The organism is Ruegeria sp. AO1 (assembly GCF_056535985.1).
In genome coordinates this window covers 330,288-346,367 of sequence record NZ_JBQFJC010000002.1, presented here as the reverse complement: position 1 = coordinate 346,367, position 16,080 = coordinate 330,288, and the positions used below count along the sequence as shown (strand labels likewise).

At 59.7% G+C, this 16,080-nt stretch carries 10 protein-coding genes; 6 read left to right on the top strand and 4 right to left on the bottom strand.

The features are described 5' to 3' along the window. Nucleotides 1-23: 23 nt before the first annotated feature. Nucleotides 24-2,216, bottom strand: coding sequence for a serine/threonine protein kinase (locus tag ACR3FB_RS19800; protein ID WP_480566635.1), 2,193 nt, complete (start codon nt 2,214-2,216; stop codon nt 24-26). A gap of 33 nt (nt 2,217-2,249) precedes the next feature. Beyond that, entirely contained in the window at nt 2,250-2,822 is a 573-nt protein-coding gene (locus ACR3FB_RS19795; protein WP_170639701.1) for an OmpA family protein, read from the bottom strand. A 168-nt stretch (nt 2,823-2,990) separates the two neighbouring features. On the opposite strand from ACR3FB_RS19795, the gene ACR3FB_RS19790 reads away from it, so the two are divergent. The 4 genes from ACR3FB_RS19790 (at nt 2,991) to ACR3FB_RS19775 (ending at nt 11,277) form a co-directional block, all read left to right on the top strand. Continuing rightward, nucleotides 2,991-3,830, top strand: coding sequence for a M15 family metallopeptidase (locus tag ACR3FB_RS19790; RefSeq protein ID WP_170675837.1), 840 nt, complete (start codon nt 2,991-2,993; stop codon nt 3,828-3,830). Between the two features lie 192 nt (nt 3,831-4,022). After that, a complete protein-coding gene (locus ACR3FB_RS19785; protein ID WP_480566633.1) occupies nt 4,023-5,738 on the top strand; it encodes a ShlB/FhaC/HecB family hemolysin secretion/activation protein in 1,716 nt (571 codons plus the stop codon). A 13-nt stretch (nt 5,739-5,751) separates the two neighbouring features. Then, nucleotides 5,752-9,324 (top strand): two-partner secretion domain-containing protein, encoded by a 3,573-nt coding sequence (locus tag ACR3FB_RS19780; protein WP_480566753.1) that lies wholly within the window; start codon nt 5,752-5,754, stop codon nt 9,322-9,324. Nucleotides 9,325-9,345: 21 nt separating this feature from the next. Next, nucleotides 9,346-11,277: a caspase family protein gene (locus ACR3FB_RS19775; protein WP_480566629.1), complete on the top strand. Its 1,932-nt coding sequence runs from the start codon at nt 9,346-9,348 to the stop codon at nt 11,275-11,277. Between the two features lie 2 nt (nt 11,278-11,279). On the opposite strand, the gene ACR3FB_RS19770 is transcribed toward ACR3FB_RS19775, so the two are convergent. Further along, the gene (locus tag ACR3FB_RS19770; protein WP_170675834.1) at nt 11,280-12,335 is read right to left on the bottom strand and encodes an OmpA family protein; all 1,056 of its coding nucleotides are present in this window, start codon (nt 12,333-12,335) and stop codon (nt 11,280-11,282) included. A 121-nt stretch (nt 12,336-12,456) separates the two neighbouring features. Between ACR3FB_RS19770 and ACR3FB_RS19765 the strand changes: the two genes are divergently transcribed. Together ACR3FB_RS19765 and ACR3FB_RS19760 are read left to right on the top strand one after the other, a co-directional pair. Then, complete coding sequence (locus ACR3FB_RS19765) at nt 12,457-13,962, top strand: caspase family protein (protein ID WP_480566627.1); 1,506 nt, start codon at nt 12,457-12,459, stop codon at nt 13,960-13,962. A 139-nt stretch (nt 13,963-14,101) separates the two neighbouring features. After that, nucleotides 14,102-15,181, top strand: a complete 1,080-nt coding sequence (locus tag ACR3FB_RS19760) for a helix-turn-helix domain-containing protein (RefSeq protein WP_480566625.1) — start codon at nt 14,102-14,104, stop codon at nt 15,179-15,181. Here ACR3FB_RS19760 and ACR3FB_RS19755 read toward each other — a convergent pair. After that, complete coding sequence (locus ACR3FB_RS19755; protein WP_480566623.1) at nt 15,145-16,044, bottom strand: LysR family transcriptional regulator; 900 nt, start codon at nt 16,042-16,044, stop codon at nt 15,145-15,147. The two genes, ACR3FB_RS19760 and ACR3FB_RS19755, sit on opposite strands and share 37 nt — an antisense overlap. Nucleotides 16,045-16,080 lie beyond the last annotated feature (36 nt).

Genomic DNA, 16,080 nt, shown 5'->3' with positions numbered 1-16,080 from the left:
GGACGCAGGAACGCCGCCCGAGCCTATTGCTCCAGCGTTGTCAGAATGCGGCTGTCCAGAGACAGAATTTGCGTTTCAACATTGCGGTCCTGCTCGCGCAGGGCCTCGGCATAACCTGCCGCAGATTCCGCCGTTGGGCGTATGGTGCTGAAGAGCTGGTTGTCGGTATGCAGAACGATCACCTTGCTTTTCCCCAGCGCAGTGTCATCAACCTGAAAGGCGATGCCGCCATTGTCTTGGCTTTCATCAATCGAATAGGCCACGCGGACAGAAATCGGCCCGGATTCTCCGTCGCGCAGAGAGGCGATATCGTTGTCTTGGCGGGTGACGTTGGGCAGCAGGTGGAACACATTGCCCGACACATCCAAGACCGAAACGGACAGGTACCCATCCCGAACATCATCGGGCAGGTCGACATCAATGACCGGGTTTTGCCCGACAATGAAGTCGCCGGTCGGATTGGGGGCGTTGCCTTGCTCTCCGTTGAAGAACGCGATGGAGATATCGCTGGTAGGTGCCGAGGGCAGGAAATTCTCGATCAGACACAGGGTCGGGTTCAGCAGCGTGACCTGCTCAAGATCGATAGGGCGTGAACCAGCGAGGGCCGTCAGCGCGGTGTCCAGCCCGACCAAACTGTCTCTTGAGGCCAGCGTTCCGCTGACTTTGATCGGCGTTTCGGGGCCGTAGCCCGTGCTGGGTGCGTCGATCAGTTTCAACGCGCCGCAATCGGCCAGGCCGGACAGGATGGGTCGGACCTCATCTGCAGACAGGAACAGCGATTCCAACTCGATATCTGCGGTCCCTTGTAGCCCAGCGGGCAGACCGGCGGAGTAGAGCTGCTCAAGCTCGGCATGCAGGGCCTGATCGGTGGTTTGTCCGGTCAGTCGGGCCTCATTGCCTTCGACCACGAAACGCCACTCGTCCAGATCCATGGCGGCGTCGATGACGTCGGTCACCGCTGTTCCCCAGGTGTCGGAAATGTCGCCCGAGGCCAATGTGAGATCAACATCGCCCCCTTCGGATGTGATCTCGCCCGTCATGGCATCCCGCACAGTCTCGGATGGAACAAAGCCGACGGCACGAGGGGCCTGACCAGGGCGCTTGTCAGCGACCAGAGTATAGGGCGATACGGTCGGGTATTGCGGTGCAAGGAAGCTGTCGAACAGGCCGCCGAAATAGCCACCGGCACCAAGGCCAACGACCGCAAGCGCGCCGACTGCGGCCACCACACCTCCGCGTGAGGATTTGGCAGGCTCAGCTTTAGCAGGGCTGGCCTTGGGTTTCGGGTCCGGTTGCGTGACGGGGGCGACAGATGGCGTAGCGGCAGGGGCCGCGCGCGGGGCGATCACAGTCGCGTCGTCCAGATCGTCTTGGGGCGCAGCCGATCCGTTCCGGGCCGCAGCCAAGGCGCGAAGAACGTCTCCGGCGCTCTGGTACCGATCATCCGGGTTCGGAGCCGTCATCTTGTCTAGGATCGACTTCAGCGGTTCCGGTACGTCCTGAGTATTCAGCGGCTCTTTCTTGTTCTCGACCACTTCCAGCAGGTTGCGCCCGGCATCGGCTTTTTGCCCCCGGAAGTTGGCCAGCAGCAAGGCCCCCAATGAATAGATATCGGTGCGCTGGTCGGTTTTGCCGGAAAGCTGCTCCGGCGCGGCGTAGGCGTATTTCCCGGCAAACTCACCGCCCACAATGGTTTCGGCGCCGGGGTTTGTATCCTTGGCGATGCCGAAATCAATGATCACGGCCTGGGCCGGGTCGCCATCGCGCAGAATGATATTGTCGGGGCTCAGATCGCGGTGAACGATGTTGCGGGCATGGGCGGCCTCAAGTCCCTCGCAGACCCGTTTGCACACAGTCAGCACGTCGCCCGCCGACATAGGTCCGGTTTTGAGTTTCTGGTCGAGGCCCGGCCCGTCGACATAGTCCATCACCAGATAGACATGCCCGTCGGCGGTTCGGTTGTTTTCAGAATAGCGGACAACCGCGTCGTGGCGGATGTCGCGGATTTCTTCCTCGCGGGTCAGCAGGACCAGATAGTCATCATTGCTGGAAAACTCCGCTTTCAGAACCTTCAAAGCGGCAAGCCGCCCCGAAATCTCGGAGCGGGCTCGATAGACGTCAGAAGTACCGCCCCGCCCAAGTATCGCTTCGATCCGATAAGTATTGTTCACCAGATCGCCCGGCTGAAACAGGTCGCCTGCGCGGGAGTCCGTCATGCTGTCCTCGGTTTAGTTAGAGTGGTGGTGTAATCAGCCGAGGGCCTGGAATTCAACGCGACGGTTTTCGTCGGCGCGCGGATTGTCTTTGTTCAGAGGTTCAGCCTCGCCAACACCCAGCACCTCCAGCCGTTGTTCCGAGATGCCGCAATCGCCGACTAGGAAGCGCTTGACCTCTTTGGCGCGCAGCAGCGACAGGTTCTGGTTGTATTCAGCCGAGCCTGCACTGTCGGTATGGCCGATGATCTGGAAGACGTTCACATCCACGTTCTTCATCGCCTGACACAGCGACGAAAGCTTGGGCTTTTCATCCTCGCGCAGCGCAGCCGACGCGAAATCGAAGCGGATCTGGATATTGACCTGATCCTCGCTTGCGACCGGCTGGTATTCGGTCGGTGCGGCGGCGACGGTGGTTTCAGCTTCGGCCTCAGCCGTTTCGCCGGAATTCGACGGAACGATGACAAGGCCGCGCGTCTTCTGCTTGTTGAACGCGTCGGTGATTTCGTCTGCCGTCAACTCGCCTGACTGCGCCAGAGCAAACTGAGCGGTACACAGGACGGCGAATGCCGAGGTCCCGATGAACTTCCATGATGCAAATGCGGACATAACCCTAACCTTTCCGTGTTTGAGGGGAAGATTAGCCCCCCACCAGACGACCGACAATGAAGAATGTCACACAAGCGCTGGACATTTTTAGGTCAATAGCGTGACATCATGCGCCCAGCCTTTTAAGTTCATCTTATAAGGTGGCAGAATACAGGAAACATCAGGCAAATGCGCATCGTTCCGGCGATCATTCTGGGAGTGGCCATCATACTGGCTCCGATCATCTGGTACGTCTTTCCTTTGGTCGTTCCGCTTGACGAGAATTTCGAAGGTCCCGCCATCGACTCAGGCGCCCGGATCGAGATCGAAATGCTCAGCCAGCAGCTGGACGACATGCGCGAGCAGGTCGAACGGCTTTCGCTTGAGGTGTCACGCACCCAGAATGGTGCCGGGATCGTCCCGCAAGACAATTCGGCGGCGGATGACTATGGGTTTGACCGCTCGTCGCCCAATGAGATCATTGACGCTTATGCGCAGGTCGTCCTGATCGCCAACCGCAACAAGGTGAACCGGGAGCTGGACTTGGCCGGGTCGTCCTTCTTGCGCGAAACATTCGGGCTACCGCGCGAGGATCTGACGGATGAATGCCAGTCGATGACCAACCCGCGGCTTGAGGAGCTTCTGGTGTTGGAAGAGGTCGGGCCGGTTCGGGTGCGGATGCTAAAACCTGCGGTTGATTCACTGCGGGCTGTATTCGAGAATATTCAACGCACCGACCCCGATCTTTATGCGCGTATCAACACGGCCGGTTCTTTGTGTGTGCGCCGCATTCGCGGAGCGACGTCTTCGGCTTCGGCCCATGCTTACGGTCTTGCGGTTGACCTGAATATCGACGGTGTTCTGGATACGCTGGGCGACGGAAAAACCCAGTTGGGTCTAACGATCCTCGCCGATTTCTTCCGCGAGGAAGGCTGGGTCTGGGGTGCTGCCTGGGGCCGAGAGGACTCGATGCATTTCGAGGTCAGCCGTAACAAGATCGAAGAGTGGCTCGAGGCCGGGATGCTCTGACCGCGCTTCTCTTGCGATTTGTGAAGTCCGTCACAGACGCAATAGGGTGCAAAGTAAATAAAGCGTTATCTATTCCAAAGGGGGCTACGGAATGTTGAGAACGACCTTGCCATGGTCCCTTCGATGGGATTTCCTCGATACGTTTCTGGCTCATTGGTTCGGGCCGGTACGGGTAAAGGGTGTTTTTCTGACATGACGCGGATCTGTCGTTTTCTGGTTTTGGCTTCCTGCGTCGTGATCGCGTCGACTGTATTTTCCAAGGTGGCGCAGGCGCAAAGCGCGTCGAACCTTGCTCCGTCCACCTTTCAGCCTCAGAACCAACGCAGCACCGGACCTGTGACCGTAGCGCGCGATCCGGGCGCGCCGGTGCCCGAAGGCGCAGACAGGCTGTTTGTGACTGTTGGTCAGGTGCGGATCGAAGATGGTCTGCCCCAGATGGAAGCGGCCAATGCGGCCTTCATTGAGCGACTGACCGGTAAGCGCGTGGCTGTTTCCGAGATTTTTGCGGCCACCAATAGATTGGAAAGCGCCTATACCAACGCTGGTTTTGTTCTTAGCCGGGTGGTCCTCCCTCAGCAGACCCTGCGCGATGGGGGCACACTGCGCATCGTCGTGATCGATGGGTTCATCGAACGCATTGATGCCGAGAAAGTGCCTCAGCAGGCGCGTGAGCGGGTGGTGATGATCACCAAACCTCTGATCGGCAAACGGGGCATCAAACTGCAACAGATCGAACGTGCGCTTTTGCTGGCCGGGGATACGTTTGGCGTGCGGCTGGCCTCGACCCTGTCGGCGGGCGATGCGCGGGGCGGTACCATTCTGACGCTGGATGGTGAGTTCAAAGAAATCACCGGCTCTTACGGCTTTGACAATACACTTTCGGATGAGCTTGGCCCGGGCAACCTGAACCTGGGCCTTGAGGTCAACGGCGCGCTGGAGATGGGGGAGACCTTCTATTTCCGCGTCGGCGGTTCACCCAAACGGTTCTTCTCAAGCGATGCGCAGTACCGGATTGCGGCAGCGGGGACGGTTTTTCCGATCGGTTACGATGGGATGACATTCAACGCCGAATACACCCTGAGTGAGGCGCAGCCGGATGCGGAACTGGTGCCAAACACCAGTAAATTCGAACGCTTTTCCCTGCGGCTTTATTATCCTTGGGTGCGCACGCGGCGTCACAATCTGTCGTCGCAACTGATCCTGGACCGGATCAGCGACTCGCAGGATTTGATTGCCAGCTCAGGGTCGCTACCGGTTTACGACGACGATCTCAGTGTCTTGCGGGCCACACTGGATGCAAGCTGGACCTATGACAATGGCGCGTTTCTGTCTGCCGGAGCTGTTCTGTCGCGCGGATTGGATGCGTTCGGAGCCAGTACCTCTGTCGGAGCGGGGGATACGCCCTTGTCACGGCAAGGCGCCAGTGCGCAATTCACCAAGCTTGTGCTGTCGGCACAGTATCAGCGCCCGTTGAATGCCAATTGGTCCGTGAACTTGAATGGCCGAATTCAATCCAGCTTTGGCGATCCGCTGGTCACGTCGGAACAGTTCAGTATCGCCAGCTCCAGCGAGTTATCGACCTTCGACGCGGGCGACCTGCGCGGAGATGACGGCTGGGTCGCCCGGGCCGAGCTTGGCCGGTCGCAGCAGACGCAAGTGGCCGGCTTTCCGATCCTTTTCAAGCCCTATGTTTTTGGGGCCTACGGCGTGTTAGGTTTGGAACAACCCACTGTTCTGGAACAAGGCACAACCCGAGCGTATGCCTACGGTCTGGGCTTTGACGTGTTTACGATTGAGGACTCGACCTATCGGTCCGGGTCAGTACGAGTGGAATATGGGAGGGGGGAACGTGATGACCTCGGGGAAGATGGAAACCGGTTCAGCATCACTGCCAGCCGCCGCTTCTGAAGGTAGCGCAGCCATGACAGTCTCACGCCGCATTCTTCTGTCGGCCTCGGCCGTGCTATGGGGCACGACCGTGCTGGCGCAATCCCTCCCGACAGGAGGGACAGTGGCTGCGGGTGATGTCGCGATTAGCCAACCCAGCGGCAATCAGTTGAACATCACGCAGGGGTCGAATGCGGCCATCGTGAATTGGAACGGGTTTTCGATTGGCTCCGGCTCGACCGTGAATATCAATCAGCCGGGCGCGCAAAGCGTGATCCTGAACCGGGTTACGGGGAATACAACCAGTCAGATCCATGGCCAGTTGAACGCCAACGGACAGGTGCATCTGGTCAACCCGAACGGCATTTTCATCGGCCCGAATGGCCATGTGAATACTGGGGGCTTTGTGGCCTCGACCCTGAACATCTCGGACGACGACTTTCTGAACGGCCGCTATCACTATAGCGGCAACGGGGCCTCGGCCGGGGTCGAGAACGCCGGTTCGATTCAGGTTGTCCCCGGCGGTTATGCGGCCTTGATCGGCGGCAAGGTGTCAAACTCGGGTGTGATCCGCGTGCCGATGGGCAAAGTGGGACTTGGCGCGGGTGAGCAAGTGACGCTGGACGTATCCGGTGATGGTTTTCTGCAGGTTGCGGTTCCTTCAAACAGTGATGACGCCGCGATGGAGGCTTTGGTCACCAATTCGGGCCGGATCGAGGCGGATGGCGGGGTCGTTCACCTCAAGGCTGCTAGCGCTCGTGATGCGGCGCGCCGGGTCGTGAATATGTCTGGCTTGATCGAGGCGCGCTCGGTCGGTGGCGTGTCTGGAGCAGTTGTTCTGGGCGGCAGCGGCGGGGCCGTGCAGGTGTCGGGCCGCATTGATACCTCGGCGCGGGTGACACTGGTCGAGGCCTCTCCGCGTCCGGTGGCCCGCGATCAGAACGGTGGGTCGATCACGATTACCGGTGAAGCCATCGAACTGGCCGGTGCGGCCCTGAGCGCAGACGGTGCAGGCGCAGGACAGGGCGGAGAGATCCGCGTCGGCGGTGACCTGCAAGGCGGCGGCGATCTGCAACGGGCCAGCACTACGCTGGTCGACAGCGCAACGGTAATCAGCGCCGATGGCGGAGATCAGGGCGATGGTGGTCTGATCATCGTCTGGTCGGATGACTACACATCGTTCTCGGGCTTCAACTCGGCCCGCGGCGGCGATTTGGCCGGGGATGGTGGTTTTGTCGAAGTGTCCGGCAAGCTGGCCCTGAATTACGATGGCCTGACTGATACGCGGGCACCGTTTGGCGCGTATGGTACGCTGCTGCTGGACCCCACGAATATCACGGTTTCTGACACGGCAACGGGACCGGGTTCTGTGACGCCGGGTACAATTGAAACAAACCTTGGCTTCGGCAACGTCACTCTGACGACCGCCGGAAGTGGCACTCTCCAACCGAATGGAGACCCTATCGACCTTGGTGGCGATGACTCGCAGGTTGGTACCATCACCGTCGATGATCCGATCACATGGGGCAACGGCTCTCGGTTGACGCTGCTTGCCAATGATTCGATCACGATCAACGCTGCGATCACCGCGACAAGCGGCGAGTTGGAACTGAACGCCGCCACAACGATTGGCACCGGCGCAGGTGGAACAATCAACGTCGATACATTTACGCTTACGAATGGAGCCTGGTCACAGGTAAGTTCTACGCTTCCGAGTTTCTCAGCGGGAACGCTTGATATTGCGTCCAGCGCAACATTCACCCGTGCGCTCGGTGGCACTGGTGCCGCCGGGTCGCCATTTCTCCTGACGGACGTGTTTGGCCTTCAAGGCATTTCGGACGGCAACAGCTATGCCCTGGCCAATTCTATCAGTGCCGCGCCGCTGAGCTCGTTCGATCCAATCGACTATGCGGGTGGAACACTTGAAGGCAACGGCTTTTCGATAAACGGCCTCACCATTTCGACCAGTTCGTTCGGTGGCCTGTTCAACAATCTTGATGGCAACGTTCAAAACCTGCGCATCAACGGGGCCAGCGTTTCCTCTGGAGGCGGCGGTATTTTGGCAGGCACAAACGGCGGCACGATTTCCGGCGTTTCCGTTTCCGGCAGCTTTTCCAGCAGTGACGAACAGGCCGGTGGTCTTGTTGGTTTCAACGACGGCACAATCATTGACAGTTTCTCGACAGCCAGTGTGACCGTCGCCACGACCGAAGCCAACTTGGTTGTCGCGGGCGGTCTGGTCGGCGAAAACAACGGAACCATCACTCGGTCTCACGCTACGGGAACTGTCAGTGGTTCTACGGCGGGTGATTTTTCCGTTGGTGGCCTGGTGGGTGACAACAACGGCCTTGTTCAGGATTCCTATGCAACCGGAAGTGTCTCAGGCACCAACCAAAGTTCAGCGCCCGGAGACTCGGCAAGTTTGGGCGGGCTCGTAGGCTTCAACAATGGCGGCACAGTTTCCCGGAGCTACTCAACGGGCGGTGCGAGTTTTTCAGGTCCCAATACACCAACACTCGGTGGGTTAGTCGGTTCAAACTCTGGATCTGTGTCAGGTTCCTTCTGGAATACCGATACCTCCGGTCTGGCCACTAGCGCCGGGGGCACAGCACTCACGACATCACAACTTCAGGATACGGTTGGGTTCTTTAACCTTGCGTCGGCTCAAGGGTGGGACTTTACCAATACGTGGGCGCCTGGAGCGAGCGGGTCAGAAGGCGGGTCAAACCCGTTGCACTACACGACCTCACCGGTCCTGTTCGTGGTACCTGACACGCTTCTCATCCCCGAAGGTGAGGCTGAAACGACGACCGGAACGGGTACAATTTCTGGTGGCCCGTCTGTCTTTCGGTTCGGGCCGTCGGGTGACTCGCTGGACACGTCCCCGATCTTTGAGACTTTGACGTTTGCCAGCACCGAGAACGGAACCACGACTTATACCGTGGATACCAGCTCACTACTGAGTATCTCGGAGGTGTTCTATACCGTTTCCGCGCTACCAGGCACGGCAATCATCGGGAACACGGTCATTCCGACCCCGCCGACCCCAACTATTGAGATTACCCCGACCGTGGATACGACCATCACTGGCGGCGGAGGTGGCGGCGGTGGTACTACGACCACAACGACAACCGAAGCAGAAGCGGCGCTTGGTACGGTCGAAAATGCGTCGCAGGATTTTGACGAGGTCATCTCTTCCTGTGCGGAACAGGGCAACAATGTCAGCGCCTATCTGGCCTGTATTGCCGATGCGATGGACGAATATGCCTCGGACCTCGATTCGATCGTACAGGGTTTGCCGCCGGGTCTGGAATCAGTTGGCGATATCATCCGTGGCGCAAGCGCGGGTATTCGCGCGGCGGGCGAGGATGCGAACCGTCGTCTGGCACTTGCGAACACTGCCGAGGAGCGGGAGACGATCCGCCGCGAGGCCGTGCAGGAAGCCCGCCGTCAGATTCGTCAGGCGCAGCGCGAGATTCGCAAGGCGATCACATTGATACGAGCAACCGACCCCGAGCTTGTCAGCATCCAGAACCAGCAGGTAGATACAATCGTGGCTGCTGTTGGTCAGGCCGAGATTGGCCTGTCGCGCGCCATCGGCCTGTAACCCCACGGAGGCTCTGCGCCCATGTTCCTGATCCGTCTTTGCGCGGCCATGCTTTTGACCCTGTTCAGCGCCCTCGCGGCGCTGGCCGACAAACGCGTGGCGCTGATCATCGGGAACTCGGATTACCAAACGGTCGGGGCGCTCGATAATCCGATCAACGATGCCTCGGATCTGGCCATCGCGCTTGAGGGGCTGGGGTTCGACGTTTTTCTCGGCACCGATTTGAACAGGGATGAGATGCTGTCTCTGGCTGAATCCTATGGCGCGACCGCTGCGGATTCTGATGTCTCTTTGCTGTTTTATGCAGGCCACGGCTTTCAGGTCGACGGGCGCAATTATCTGGTTCCGGTCGATGCCAACCTGACCAGTGCTGTGGATATTCCTGAACAGACCGTAGCTATGGAGGAGTTCGTTTCGCGGATGGAACGGTCCGACGGCATTCGATTGGTGTTTCTGGACGCCTGCCGCGACAACCCGTTCGAAGACGGCGTGCTGAGCGTTGACGAAGGGCTGGCCCGCGTCGGCAGCGCCGCCGATTTCCTATTCGCCTACGCCACACAGCCCGACAACGTGGCCTTCGATGGCACCGGGCGGAACAGCTTTTTCACTGAGGCACTCCTGAGCCATATTTACACGCCGGGACAGGATATCTCAGACCTGCTGATCTCGGTCCGCAAGGATGTTCTGGCGGCGACTGGCGGGCGGCAGATCCCGTGGGACAATTCCTCGCTGACGCGGCAATTCCGGTTTGACAACAGCCCGGTGACAGCATCCGAAGAGACATTGTTGTGGCAGGTGGCGGCCAATGCGCAGGATGCCTCACTGATGCAGCTCTATATCGATCGTTACCCACAGGGCGCTCATGCCACTGAGGTTTTTGCGTTTCTGGATGAGGCCGGGCAAGGCGGTACCCAGACCCGCGCGCTGAGCGTCGAAGACCAGGACGAACAAGCCGAGCGCCTTTGGAAGCTGGCTCAGCGCAGCAGGATGCGGCCTCTGCTTGAGTTTTACCTGGAGCAATACCCCGATGGCAGCCATGCCGCGCAAGCGCAGCGGCTAATCGCCTCCATCCCACGGCCCGAGGACAGCACGCCGGGCGGCATTTGTGAGCGGCTTGCGACCCATCCCCGTGACCGGACGGCCAGCATCACGGGCGTTCCGTTCAGCCGGTTGCAGGAAAACGCGCTGACGGCAATCCAGGCGTGCAGCGCGGCGGCAGCCCAGTCACCGGAGTTGTCGCACTACGTGGCGCTTCTTGCGCGGGCGACGATCGCTGCGGGGGATGTGGAGCGTGCCGTGACCCTCTACAAACAGGCTGCTGCCGAAGGGGATTTGCGGGCGATGGTGTCCTTGGCGCAACTGCACGAAAGCGGCACCGGCGTCCCTAAGGACATGGGCACAGCGCTGGATCTGTACGAGCGCGCGGCGGCAGGGGGCAGCGCGGATGCCATGATCAACCTCGCCGTTACCCTGTTTGAAGGCCAGATCGTTCCCAAAGACGATGCGCGCGCCGTCGCGCTCTTGCAGCAAGCCGCTGAAGGTGGGTCGGCCAAGGCGACCTTCAATCTTGGCGTGCTGGCGCAAGATGGTGCCGCTGGCGAGCCCGAGCAAGCATTGGGCTACTTCCAGAAAGCTGCGCGTGATGGCGAATATCAGGGCTATCTGGCGGCAGCGATCCTTCTGGACGAAGGGCGCGGCGTGCCTCGTGATCCGTTGGAAGCGGCGCGGATGCTTCTGCGCGGAGCTGCTGAGGATAACGGAGCGATCCTTGATCAGCTGTCCCTCGCCTCAGACCAATGGTCGCGCGATACCCTGATGGAGGTTCAACGGCTGCTGCAAAAGGCGGGCTATTACAACAGTACGATCGACGGCGTGCCGGGGCCGAATTTCATTTCGGCCCTGCGGCAATGGCGCAGCGGTGGGTTCGACCCGATCATTCTGGCCGAGAACTGAGTCTAGTTTACCGGCACAAACTCAATCCGCCGATTGCGACGCTTGCCGTCTGCGGTGTCATTCGACACAACCGGGCGGCTTTCGCCATAACCAACCGTCAATAGACGCTCCGGCGCGATCCCCTGATCGACTAGATAGGTATTGACCGCCTGCGCTCGACGTTCGCTGAGAACACGGTTAGCCTCATCCGAGCCATCGCTATCCGTGTGCCCGCCGATCTCGATCTTCAGGTCCGGGCAACGGTCGACAATGTCATGCAGATTGCTCAGCAGCGGAATCGAGTCATTGGTCAGCCGCGCACTGCCCGAGTTGAAGTAGATATTGCCGGTGCGCGACAGAATCTCCATCCGCCCTTCACAGGCCTCACGATCCAGATCACCCTTGGTTTCCAGCGCAGCAGCCCCTGGTGTAGCCGAGGCGACCTCAAGCTGAGGCGGTGTGCCGGGTTGGGCACGGTCGAATACGAACCCGAAGCTGACAAAGCCGAAGGGCAGAATATCAACACCGGCGGCCTCTTCGAGCTTGCCGCGCCCTTCCTCAAGGTTGAAGTCGGGCAGGGCAATCGCAATCGGTGTCGTGTTGGCCACAGCTACGCGGTCATTGTCGACCAAAGTGATGGCCACCTGCGCCACGCTGTCTTTTTTCACCCCATGCAGGGACAAGCTATAGGGTAGGTCGATGATCTTGTGCCGGGTCTGGTGAAGATCGACCAGCTGCTCGGGCGGCAATTGGGCGGTGATCACCGCTTCGGGAAAGTTGAAGGTTTCAAAAAACAGAAACCGCATGCGAACGTTGCGCAGGTCAATCTTGGTATCAACACTGTCCATCTGAACCCGGATATCGGCGCCACCCTCGGGGCTGATCACGCCCGTCAGGGTTGCAAAGCCGCTATTTTCGGCAATCGCGTTCTTTTTGACCGAAAGAAACTGCAGTTCCGAGGATTCTGCGTCCAGTTTCCAGCCATGTTCGAAGGGATCGGCGCTTTGACCCCACGCCGTGTTTGCACATACCAGTGCTGTCATCGCAAAAGTATTTCGCACCAAGTTTAAACGCGGCATGTGTGAACCTCTTCCTAGTCTTGATACTATAATTGGGATATTTCAGGCCACGGCCATAAGAAAGCCAAAAAACAATATCAGAGTACTTCCGGGCTGAGTGGTGCCCAAGGGGTCACGGACCATGAGACCAGAAAAAGGCAAAGAACCAAAGGTGCAACGCGTACTTAGAACCCTGTTTGCGATGATCGCTATGCTCTGGACCGGTTCGGCTTGGGCCGAGCCGCGAATCGCGCTGGTGGTTGGAAATTCCGACTATGGTTCGGTCTCGGCCCTAGACAATCCAATCAACGATGCGCGGCTGATGGCGGAAAAGCTCACTGTGCTTGGGTTCGAGGTGCGTCACCTGTCCGACAGCACCCAGATCGAAATGAAGCGCGCCATTGCCCAGTTCGGACGCGATCTGCGCAAGGGCGGCGAAACCGCCGTGGGCCTGTTTTACTACGCGGGTCACGGGGTTCAGTCTTTCGGTTCGAACTACTTGCTGCCCGTGGACGTGTCGCTGTCCGATCCGGCCGATCTGGATCTTATGGCGGTTGAGGCTCGTTCGGTCCTGCATCAAATGGCCTCGGCCAACAACAAAACGAATATCGTCATTCTGGACGCCTGCCGGAACAACCCGTTCGAGGATCTGGCAGATATGGATGACAACGGTCTGGCCGAGATGAAAGCGCCGACCGGCACTTTTCTCGCCTATGCCACCGATCCCGGCGGCGTTGCGCTGGATGGCGAAACCGGCAACAGCCCATTCACGCTGAGCCTTGCGCAGCATATCGACACGCCCGGCATGGCGATCGAGCAATTGTTCAAGAAGGTGCGCGTTGATGTTCTCAGCCAAACGCGTGGGCTGCAAACACCGTGGGATACCTCGTCCCTGACACAGGATTTTGCCTTTGCACGCGCGAATGAAACTCTGATCGCGAAACCGGAGCAAACCGAAGAAGAACAGTGGCAGGAAGCCGTGAACAGCCGTGACCCGGTGAAGATCATGCTGTTTCAGCGGGCCTATCCAGACAGTATTCATGCATCACAGGCCAATGATCTGCTGCAGACGATTTTGGCCGAGTCTTTCGGCACTCTGCCCACGCCAACGCCATCGCAAGAGGCCCCGGAAGCGACCGAGACGGACCGTTTGATGTATGAACTGGCGCAGGTCGACGATTCGATCCATTCCTATGAGGTTTACCTGCACAGCTTTCCCAGTGGTGCCTTTGCGGATCAGGCGGTCGAACGACTGGCGGCCCTGCAGTTGGAAAGCGAGACCGTGACTCGCAAAGCAGAACCCAATGTCGAGGCGCCCGAGGCGCAGAATTCGGGCAGTATCGATGCTGGCGCAGCGGTCACCATGAAATCTATCCTGACGTTCGGCAACACCCATGTCCGGGGCAAATCGATCGAGGAACTGGTCGCAGGCTCGCCTCAGTTCCCGCCGATTGATGGGCTGCCGGATGAGTTGTGGAAAGATCAGAACTGTTCCAGTTGCCACCAATGGACGCATGAGGCCCTATGCGATCAGGCGCAGACCTATGTCAAACGTCCAGCGGCAGGCAACGTGGCCAAGCAGCACCCGTTCGGCGGCGGTTTGAAGGTAAACCTGCGCCGGTGGGCGATGGGCGGTTGTCAGGGATAAGTCTGCCCTGAAGTCTAGATCAGCGGCCAGGCGTGGTAGCGCGGCCTTTTGGGTGGAATTTCCAATGTAAGTTGGGAAAGCTAGTGATCCAAATGGAAAACCCCTTGTGAGTGGTCGGAAATAGCCGAAGAATGCGGGTATGAAGCCCAAACCTGTCACATCCGAACCTGATGATGAGGCCGAAGATCTCGGGCCGCGCAGCATCTATGATGGTGACCCTGAGGATGAGGGAGATCTGTGGTTTCTCCCGCCAGAGGAAGACGCGCCACAGGATGATTTCCTGACCCCTGGCCCTCGGGCAGATCAGCGGCAATTGTTCGATCCCAGAGAGTGGCAAGCCTCGCAATCCAGGTTGTCGTCTGAGCTTGCGGATTTAGCGGTGACCTTTGGCGCGCTGGATGAGCGTCTTCGGGCGGGGCCGGAAGGGTGGACCCACCGTCTGGCCTTGATGGATGTATCCGATCTGGGTTGGTGGACGGGTGACCGGATCAGTGTCGAACGTTTGGCGCTTTGGACAAGTCTGCGGATCGGCGCAACGGGAGATGATGTGCAGTCCCTCTATCGGGCTGGGTGGGCGGTGCGCCGCCTGTCATCAGGTGCGGCACCTTCCCATGATGGCTGGGAGGCCGGGCTGACCGCCTTTCTGGACCGGATGGCGCAAGGGATCGAAGAGGTGCCGGAGGCCATTGCAGACCTGTCGGACGTGATGCGCAGCGTCGAGGCGCTGCACCCCGTCACGCAGGCCGCAATCGCCTTTCATGCATGGCGGGCCGTGTCCCAAGGACCCGGTCAGGATACGGAGGCGGCTGTCATTGCGGCGCGGCATGCGGCCTCGATGGGGCGGGGCGGGGCGCTCTTCATGCCGCTGGCGCTGTCCGGGCCGGGCGCGCTGCGTGGTGTTGGGTCGCCCGAGGAAAAACTGGCCGCCTGGATTGGCGGGACAGGACAGGCCGCGCTCGCAGCTTTGTTGCATCTGGACCGGATCAACGCGTGGGAGGCGCGGGCGAAGGAGGCAACAGCCGACCTCAGCGGTCGCACGCCGCCGTTGCTGATCGACGCTTTGCGGGCTTGGCCCATGGTCTCGGCCCCTCTGGCCGAGGAGCTGACTCAAGCATCGCGTGCTGCAGTACAGCGCAACATCGACCGCTTTGCCCGCCGCGGTTTGGTCCGCGAAGTCACCGGTCAGGGGCGATATCGCGTTTGGACGGCGGCGCTATAGTCCAGCAGCCAGTCGCGGAACAGGCGGGCCGGCCGGCGCAAATCTGTACGAGAGGGATAGATCAGGTGATAGGCCTCTTGCCCGCTTACCTGCAGGTCGGGCAGGCAGGGCACCAGTCCTCTCCCCTCCATGATACGGTCAGATGCGGGCGCGCGGGCCAGTGCGATCCCGAGCCCGCTGGCGGACAGCTCGGCCGCCATGATCGAGTTGTCGGCAAAGAAGAACCGGGCCTGCCCCGTCGGCAAACGCAGCGCTTCGAACCAGTAGAGCCAGCTGGCACGGTGGGTCGATACTTCGATCAGGGTGAATTGCAGCAGGTCCTGAGGGGTGCGGATCTGGGCGGCAATCTCGGGCGGGGCGACGGGAAACAGAACCTCGCGGAGCAGTTCATCTCCTTCTGTGCCAAACAGCGCGGGATTGCCAAACACGATCTGTAGATCGGTGAACTGGTTGGTGAAATCCGAATTCGCATTGCCGGTGGTCAGCGAAAGATTGATCTGAGGGTGCGCGGCCTGAAACGCGGGCAGACCTTTGGCCAAGACACCATGGGCAAATAACAGAACCGACTGGACGTATAACCTCTGTTCCCGCGTCTCACCGAACAACCCGGTGGTGGCCGTTTCCAACATCAGCAGGGATTGCTGGACCGAGGGCAGATAGGCACGCCCCGCTTCCGTCAACGTGACAGCATGGGCATGACGGTGAAACAGCGGCGTGCCTAGCCGGGTCTCAAGCGCCTTGACCTGTTGGCTGACGGCGGCTGGCGACATGTTCAGCTGCGATGCTGCGCGGGAAAAGCTCTCTGTTCGGGCGGCTGCTTCGAACACGCGTAGCCAATTGAGGGATGGGATGCGAGGCAACATGTAGCGCAGGCTAAGCTAGACTTATCCTGACAGGCA